Origin of the sequence: Clostridium sp. AM58-1XD, assembly GCF_003464085.1 — a bacterium.
Taxonomy (GTDB): domain Bacteria; phylum Bacillota; class Clostridia; order Lachnospirales; family Lachnospiraceae; genus Lachnoclostridium_A.
The window spans coordinates 75,500-84,253 of sequence record NZ_QSDR01000020.1; the positions used below are offsets into that span (position 1 = coordinate 75,500).

Consider the following 8,754-nt stretch of genomic DNA (forward strand, 5'->3'; position numbering starts at 1 on the left):
CTTATTTTTCCTCCCCTTCTTCTGTGATTCCCAGCGCCTCTCTGAAATCATCAATGATCTTAAACACAAGCGATACTGTCGCCAGGATATAGCTGACAAAAATGGTGCCGTACATGGTAATCATCGGGATTCCCATGGCAGGACTCTTCTGAATCCTGCCGATCGTAAACATTCTGGAACAGCAGATTACGATAATAATGCTTACAGCCAGCGCCAGCAGCTTGCGGAATGCGTCCAGAACTTTGTCCGCCTTCTTCGGCAAAAAACGGTCGATCAGGTCAATGCTGATCAGCATATCGTCTTTGATCGCAACGGTCAGTCCGATCATGATGACGAATACAAACAGGTATCTGGACAGCTCCTCCGACCATGGAAGGCTGTAAAAAATCACGTAGCGCGTCAGCGTCTGCAGCATAATGACGGACATCATGACTGCCAGAGCAATGCCGATCAGAACTAAAAGCAGGTTCTGGACCTTTCCGAAAACCCCCTTAATTTTATTATACATAACGCAACTCCTCTCCTATTTATCGTGCAGCTTCGATCATTTCCACAATATTCTTATACTTAACGCCATACTGTTTGCGGAATTCCTCACTAGCCGTAATAAACTCTTTTTTATCCGGTTTCGTAATCTTCATGCCCTGGCTCTCCAGTTCTGCCATAGCCTTATCTGCCTGCCGGCGCTGCTCTTCTCTTTCATACTGTCCTGCCTCCCTGGCACATTCCTTTATGAGTTTCTGCTGGTCTTCAGTCAAAGCTTCCCAGGCATCCTTGCTCATCAGGAAAAAAATCGAGCTGTATACGTGTTCCGTCATAGCCAGTTCCTTGTTTACTTCCGCTACATTGTTTCCGAGAATGACGCTGAGCGGGTTCTCCTGTCCGTCAATTGCTTTCTGCTGCATGGCCGTATAGGCCTCGTTCCAGGACATCGGAACAGGGTCCGCTCCCATGGATTTCCAGAACTCCTGGTGTACCTTATTGTCCATTGTCCTGATTCTCAGGCCCTTTATATCTTCCAGCTGGTTAACCGGATGCTTGCTGTTTGTCAGGTTTCGGAATCCGACCTCCCAGATATCCAGTACTTCCGTGCCCATCAGATCCTTTATTTCCTGGCTGTAATACTGACCGGTTTCCCCTTCAAATACCCGGTCCGCATGCTCATATCCTTCGATAATATATGGGATATCTACCGCAGCCAGATCGGTGACAAAGCTGGATAGTACAGACTGATTAACAACGCCCATATCCAGCGTACCGAGCTGTGTATTTACTACGTAATCGCTGGCGCTTCCCAGCTGCCCGTTATTATAAATTTCTACTTTAATCTTTCCTTCGGATTTTTCTTCCACGAGTTCCGCAAATTTAAAGAGCCCAACCGATACGGGAACCGTATCTGCTGAATCATGTGCTACCTTAAAAGTAAGCACCCCGTTTTCATCCGGTTTTTTTACTTTATCAAACGCCCCGCATCCCGTCAGTACAGATGTGAGCAGAGTCCCTGCTGTCAATAAGCAAACGAATTTTTTCATAGTTTTCCTCCACCTTACCATTCGGCGACTGTACCATCATAATTTCTCCATACAGGATTCTTCCAGTTATGGCCGATTCTGGAAGCTTCAATCACTTTCTCCTTATTTACGGTTACCCCAAGTCCCGGTCCCTCCGGAATCCGTATATAGCCATTTTCAAACTGGAACATGTCCTTATTTTCTATATAATCCAGCAGATCCGTGCCTTTATTGTAATGAATCCCCAGGCTCTGTTCCTGAATAAATGCATTTGGCGTGCACGCGTCGATCTGGACACATGCCGCCAGGGCAATCGGACCGAGAGGGCAGTGAGGCGCTACCGCAACATCAAATGCTTCGGCCATGGAAACGATCTTTTTCACCTCACTGATTCCGCCTGCATGGGATACATCCGGCTGTATAATATCTACATAACCATCGATCAGAAGGTTTTTATAATCCCATCTTGAAACATGCGCTCTCCCGTAGCAATAGGGGTAGATGTATGTTTGACAATTTCCCTGAGCGCTTCGTTATTCTGTGCCATTACCGGTTCTTCAATGAACATCAGTTTAAACTGATCCAGCTCTCTGGCCAGCACTTTCGCCATCGTCTTATGTACGCGGCCGTGAAAATCTACACCTATTCCCAGCTGATAGCCGAATTCATCTCTGACCGCCCCGATTCGCTCTGCCACTTCTTCAATCTTCTCAAAGCTGTCCACATAGTGCATCTCTTCTGTGCCGTTCATCTTCACCGCAGTACAGCCGGAATTCCACAGTTCTTTGACGCCTTTGACGATGTCTGCCGGCCGGTCGCCGCCTACCCAGCTGTAAACTTTGAGTTTATCCCTGCATCTGCCTCCCAGGAGCTCGTATACAGGCGCATTGTAATATTTTCCCTTGATGTCCCAGAGTGCCTGATCGATTCCTGCAATGGCGCTCATCACTTCCGGACCTCCCCGGTAAAATCCGCCCCGGTACATGACCTGCCAGTGATCCTCGATAAGAAGCGGATCTTTTCCGATTAAATAAGTACTGAAATCTTCAACTGCTGTCTTAACGATAGAAGCACGTCCTTCTACAACCGGTTCTCCCCATCCGGTAATTCCCTCGTCTGTCTCTATTTCAAGAAACAGCCATCTGGGCGGAACAGTATAGAGATTCATCTTCGTTATCTTCATAATTTTCCTTTCTATGCGGCAGCTCTTTTACCGTATGCTACAGATTCATATAGGCTACAATTTGAGTTGCAAAAACGGCATACTCGTTTAAGAGCTGTTCGATCAGAGCCTGTTTTTCTTCCGTATATCGGAACGTAGGAACCGAAACGCTCATAGCCGCCGCAATCCCGTGGTTTTTATAAATTGGTTTCGCTATACAGCGAATCAGTTCATTCGATTCCTCACATTCATAAGCCAGAGATGTCCGTTTAATTTCCTGGAGCTGACGGTACAGTTCATTAAAATCTGTTATCGTATGAGCAGTCATAGCTTTCAGACCATCCGGATAAAGACGATGGAGGTCTTCCATCGTACAGTCAGCCAGCAGAGCTTTCCCCACAGCGGCTCCATAGGCCGGCAGCCGTTTCCCAATTGCTGAATACATGCGGATCGGCTCCGTGGAATCCACCTTTGCAAGATAGAGGACATTTCCTCCGTCCAGGATTCCGAAATGGACGGTTTCTCCGCATTTGCGCACAATTTCCTGCATGATGGAAGTGATATCCTCAAAGGAATTCGAGCACTGCATGTACCGGCTCCCTATTTCGAATAGGCCGATTCCAAGCGTATACACCTGTGACTGTTCATCATAACTTAAATATTTATTTTCTTTCAGCGTATGGATAATCGGGGACAACGTTCCCATAGGAATACCAAGGCTGTTGGAAATTTCCGTCAGTTTGCATCCTTTTCTCTCTGAAGAAATCAATTCCAGGATGGATATAATTCTCATAGTTGGTTTATGTTCAGTGTTCATCGCTTCTCCTTATTCGTATATGCAAATTTAATTCCTAATTACGAATTCACTATAACAACTTTTATTACCACTGTCAATAGTTTTTTGAAAATGGATTGTGAACTTTTATCTATATATCATTTCAAACAACAAATTCTTATTGATTTTGTACATTGTCTATTGACATTCACGATTTTCCATGATATGGTTTATTTGTAAATACGTATCTAGTTCGTATATACAAATTTCCTAATTACAAAATTCCTTCTCGCAAAAAACATATATGTAACTTTTCCTAATTACACCTTTATTACATTCACTGTTCAGCAGGAGGAGCTATGAAAGCACTGATATTAACAGGATACACGGAATTTATGTATACCGATGTCCCTACCCCCGTTCCTGGACCGGATGAAGTTCTGATCCGTCTGAAAGCATGTTCCATATGCGGAAGCGATATTCATGGCTGCCAGGGAAGAGGCGGGCGGCGTCTTCCTCCCATAATAATGGGACATGAGGCTTCGGGAATCGTTGCAAGAATCGGAATAAACGTAAAAAACTTCCATGAAGGCGACCGTGTTACCTTCGATTCAACTGAATACTGCGGCTGCTGTGACAACTGCAGAAACGGGATGACGAATCTCTGCAACAGGCGCAAAATTGTAGGCGTGTCCTGTACAGACTATAAAAAAGACGGCGCCATGGCTGAGTACATCGCCGTAAAGGCACATACGTTATACCGCATTCCGGATTCCGTCACCTTTGAAGAAGCATGTCTTATTGAGCCTCTTGCCGTCGGTCTTCACGCCGTAAAGCTATCCGGTATGACAAAGGGCCGTTCTGCGGTTATTATCGGTGACGGCACAATCGGCCTTATGACTCTTCAGGCTGCCAGAGCCGCCGGAGCGGAGCATATCATCCTGGTTGGCATGCAGGACGGGCGCCTCGCTGCCGCTTCCGGTCTGTCCCGCGTCACTGTTATCAACAATTCAGATGGAACTGCCCTAGAACAAGTTATGCGTTTGACAAACCATAAGGGAGCTGATATTATTTACGATGCAGCGGGGCTTACGAAAACCATGGAAGATGCCTTTTCCTTTGTAAAGACAGGCGGAACCATTGTCTGTATTGGAAATACTTCTGCTGTGGTCAATTTTCCGCTCCAGGATTGCATTGTCCGTCAGATCCGCGTGCTCGGCAGTTATTCGTCTGCCGGAGAGTATTCGCCGGGCCTGGAACTGATCCAAAAAGGCCTGGTGGATCTCAGCCCATTTACAAGGCAGACATACCCTCTCTCCCAGGGAGAAGAAGCGTTTCGTCTGCTCATGGATGGGAAATCGGGAGTTTTAAAGGTTGTTCTGACTATTTGACAGAACAGAATCGTTACAACTGAATAATGAAAGAAGGTTATAAATAAGATGTACAAACCATTTGATTTGATTTCCCTGGGCGAAATCATGCTTCGGCTGACTGCTCCTCAAAATGAGCGCCTTGTAAAGGGCAGTGCCTTTATGCGTCAGGCTGGAAGTGCCGAATTGAACGTCGCTGCCGGGGCTTCTCTTCTCGGCCTAAAAACGGCCATAATATCGAAGCTCCCGGAGAATGATATGGGAAATTACATAAAAAACTGTGTCCAGTCCTGCGGCGTATCATCGGATTATCTTATTTTTGATCCCTCAGCTGATGCCAGACTGGGCGTGTATTACTATGAATTCGGCGCTTCCCCCAGAAAGCCGAAGGTGACATATGACCGGATGAATTCATCCATTAATAAACTGGAAATTTCTGATCTGCCGGAAGACATATTTACCAGCGCCCGCTGTTTTCACACCAGCGGCATCAGTCTGGCGCTCAGCGCTGACCTGCGTAGAACCGTTATTGAAATAATCCGTCGCTTTAAGGAAGGCGGAGCCCTGATTTCTTTCGATGTTAATTACCGCGCTAATCTCTGGTCCGGCCAGGAAGCAAAGGAGACCATCGAAACCATACTTCCTTATGTGGATTATTTCTTCTGTTCTGAGGATACGGCACGGCTGACATTTCTGAAAGAAGGCCAGGCAAGGGATATCATGAGAAATTTTGCAGACGAATATCATATGTCTGTCGTCGCCTCAACGAGAAGAATTGTCCACTCACCCAGACTTCACACATTTGATTCCCTCGTTTATGACGTAAAAAACGATCAGTTTTATGAGGAAGAACCATACCGCGATATTGAGATCGTAGACCGTCTTGGAAGCGGAGACGCCTACCTGGCTGGCGCTCTGTACGGACTCTTGTCAGAAGACGGCTGCTGCAGAAAGGCTCTTGAATTCGGCAATGCGGCCAGCGCGGTAAAGAATACGACCATGGGTGATCTGCCTTTATCCGATTTAAAAGAATTGAAGACGATTATCGAGTGCCACCACTCCGATCTGCATCTGGAAATGGATCGTTAGAACGAGTGTTCGGCAAACTATAATGAAAATGAAAAAAGACCTGTATGATGCCATTCATCAAAACAGGTCTTTTTTCATTTTCCATGAAATACCATGTAATTGTAATGTGATGAAACAGTCATTTTCTCGTTATCCGATAAATCTTATCACTTTCTTAATTGTTAACCTTGCAATTTCTATGGTAAACTATAGACAGCTGTTGTGGCTGTTGCAGAGAAGCATCTTATTTTATTATAGAGGATACTTCTCTATTTTTACTTTCCAGTAAAGGATCTTGTTCTCACGTTTCACTATTACCAGAAAGGAGTTTTTGTACATGGGTTTCTACCAGACCAGATTTGCTGAAAAATTAGAAGAAGCGCTGAAAGCGGTTCTTCCCATCATCGGCATTGTCCTGCTGATCAGCTTTACCATCGCGCCTATTCCGCCCAGTATCCTGCTTCTCTTTTTGTTTGGAGCTGTTATGCTCGTTGTCGGCATGATGTTTTTTACATTGGGTGCAGAACTCGCCATGACTTCCATGGGCGAGAAAGTGGGAACGAAAATGGCAAATACCGGACGGCTCAGCATTGTTCTTTTGCTCGGGTTCCTTCTCGGATTTATCATTACCGTTTCCGAACCGGACCTCCAGGTGCTGGCCGAACAGGTACCTTCTATTCCCAATCACATATTGATTCTGTATGTGGCATTGGGCGTCGGATTCTTTTTGATGGTCGCCATGCTGCGTATGCTTGTTGCCTGTCCTCTCCCGCCGCTCCTGATTATCTTTTATATCATCGTTTTTGCACTTGCTTATTTTGTACCGGAAGACTTTCTTGCAGTCGCTTTCGATTCCGGCGGAGTCACAACGGGGCCTATGACAGTTCCTTTTATCATGGCGCTCGGCGTCGGTTTCGCCGCTGTCCGAAGTGATAAACATGCAGAAAACGACAGTTTTGGCCTGGTAGCGCTGTGCTCCATCGGCCCGATCCTGGCTGTTCTTTTACTTGGACTGCTTTACCACCCAGAGGATACCGGCTACACGCCGTCTGCTCTGCCTGTCATTGAAGATTCCGTAGAACTGTGGCAGCATTTTGCTCACGGTCTGCCTGATTATATGAAAGAAATTGCAATTTCTTTACTGCCGATCGTCCTGTTCTTTACTGCATTTCAGGTCATATCACTCCGTTTGAAAAAACATAAGCTTCTAAAAATCATAGTGGGGATTGTTTATACCTATATCGGCCTGGTGCTCTTCCTGACAGGAGTAAACGTAGGCTTTATGCCTGCCGGTAATTACCTTGGACAATTGATCGCCGGCCTTTCTTATCGGTGGATCCTGATACCGATCGGTATGGTAATCGGTTACTTTATCGTCAAAGCAGAACCTGCCGTCTATGTGCTGAAAGAGCAGGTAGAAGAAATCACTTCCGGCGCGATTCCAGGGCATGCGATGGGATTGAGTCTTTCCCTTGGCGTCGCTGTTTCCGTTGGGCTTGCGATGACGAGAGTATTGACCGGAATATCCATTTTCTGGTTCATCGTGCCAGGTTATGTAATCGCCCTCTGCCTCTCCTTTTTCGTACCGAAAATATTCACCGCCATTGCATTCGACTCAGGCGGGGTAGCTTCCGGCCCTATGACCGCAACGTTCCTGCTCCCGTTTGCCATGGGCGCGTGTCAGACAGTAGGCGGTAATATCGTGCGGGACGCATTCGGCATCGTAGCTATGGTAGCCATGACTCCGCTGATTGCCATACAAATCCTGGGCGCCATCTATAAATTCCAGTCCAGGCATGATGAGAGTCTTGAACTTGTTCCTGCTCCCGCCTCTTATCTTGACCGCTGGTCAAATGATGATATTATTGAATTATAACAATTGCAAAGGAGTTTTTTTATGAGCGCGATCTATATGATGGGAATTATCACCAACCGTGGAATGCGCGATAAATTCATCGCGTTTTTTAAAGAAAATAATGTTCATGTAACTCTTGCCGCATTGAGCGCCGGCACAGCCGACAGCGCCATATTGGATTATCTGGGAATGGAATCATCAGAAAAGGTGGTTTATCTCGCTTTCGTGACCAGAGATACCTGGAAACAGCTGAAAGAAAAGCTTTACCGCAAAGTAAAAATTGACATTCCAGGACGTGGAATTGCGTTTCTAATCCCGCTTAGCAGCATCGGAGGAAAGAATACACTGCAATATCTGACCGTCGATCAAACAATCGTATTAGAGGAGGAAAGCACATTGAAGAATACAGATTATGAGCTTTTAGTTGCCATTGCAAATGCAGGATATACAGAAACGATCATGGACGCAGCAAGGAGCGCCGACGCACCCGGAGGAACTGTAATTCATGCAAAAGGGACCGGAATGGAGCACGCCAAACGGTTCCTGGGAATCTCCCTCGCAGAAGAAAAGGAAATTATCCTCATCGTGCTCCCTGCGGCTCAGAAGAATCCTGTTATGAAGGCAATTATGGAAAAAGCAGGTACAAAAAGCCCGGCCGGAGCCATTGTATTTTCCCTTCCGGTTACGAGCACAGCCGGACTGCGGATGCCGGAAAATGAAGAGTAAAAACATCGTTCTATCGAACGGAAGTCCGGCAGATCGGACCAAACATACAAAATAGCAGTCAGCAAATGATTGTGTAAAAAAAACACTTCTCATATGCTGGCTGCTATGAGTGTGTGAAAAAAAGTCTGTAAATGCTGATCTTCTATGATAATCACTGGGCTGAAAGTTCCTTTTTGGACTTTCAGCCCTTGTTTTATATATAACAGCAACTATCGTTGTATGTCAAGAGCAGGCGAATATTCCGCCTGTGAAAAATAAGACAGATTGGCTTATTCCGGCAGACGGCC

Annotated in this window: 7 protein-coding genes and 1 pseudogene; 4 read left to right on the forward strand and 4 right to left on the reverse strand. The window is 46.0% G+C overall.

The features are described from left to right. Nucleotide 1: 1 nt before the first annotated feature. The 4 genes and pseudogenes from DXA13_RS13315 to DXA13_RS13330 all read right to left on the reverse strand — a co-directional run bounded on the left by DXA13_RS13315 (nt 2) and on the right by DXA13_RS13330 (nt 3,490). On the reverse strand, nt 2-508 hold the full coding sequence (locus tag DXA13_RS13315) for a TRAP transporter small permease (RefSeq protein WP_118245018.1): 507 nt from the start codon (nt 506-508) through the stop codon (nt 2-4). 19 nt (nt 509-527) lie between these two features. Then, entirely contained in the window at nt 528-1,532 is a 1,005-nt protein-coding gene (locus DXA13_RS13320; RefSeq protein WP_181995675.1) for a DctP family TRAP transporter solute-binding subunit, read from the reverse strand. 14 nt (nt 1,533-1,546) lie between these two features. Further along, nucleotides 1,547-2,694, reverse strand: a pseudogene (dgoD, locus tag DXA13_RS13325) (galactonate dehydratase). Between the two features lie 37 nt (nt 2,695-2,731). Beyond that, nucleotides 2,732-3,490 (reverse strand): IclR family transcriptional regulator, encoded by a 759-nt coding sequence (locus tag DXA13_RS13330; RefSeq protein ID WP_118245023.1) that lies wholly within the window; start codon nt 3,488-3,490, stop codon nt 2,732-2,734. A 317-nt stretch (nt 3,491-3,807) separates the two neighbouring features. Between DXA13_RS13330 and DXA13_RS13335 the strand changes: the two genes are divergently transcribed. The 4 genes from DXA13_RS13335 to DXA13_RS13350 all read left to right on the forward strand — a co-directional run bounded on the left by DXA13_RS13335 (nt 3,808) and on the right by DXA13_RS13350 (nt 8,467). After that, on the forward strand, nt 3,808-4,839 hold the full coding sequence (locus DXA13_RS13335) for a galactitol-1-phosphate 5-dehydrogenase (RefSeq protein WP_118245025.1): 1,032 nt from the start codon (nt 3,808-3,810) through the stop codon (nt 4,837-4,839). Nucleotides 4,840-4,887: 48 nt separating this feature from the next. Next, nucleotides 4,888-5,907, forward strand: coding sequence for a sugar kinase (locus tag DXA13_RS13340; protein WP_118245027.1), 1,020 nt, complete (start codon nt 4,888-4,890; stop codon nt 5,905-5,907). 316 nt (nt 5,908-6,223) lie between these two features. Beyond that, nucleotides 6,224-7,762, forward strand: coding sequence for a DUF1538 domain-containing protein (locus DXA13_RS13345; RefSeq protein ID WP_118245029.1), 1,539 nt, complete (start codon nt 6,224-6,226; stop codon nt 7,760-7,762). Between the two features lie 21 nt (nt 7,763-7,783). Then, entirely contained in the window at nt 7,784-8,467 is a 684-nt protein-coding gene (locus tag DXA13_RS13350) for a P-II family nitrogen regulator (protein WP_118245031.1), read from the forward strand. Nucleotides 8,468-8,754: the final 287 nt, after the last annotated feature.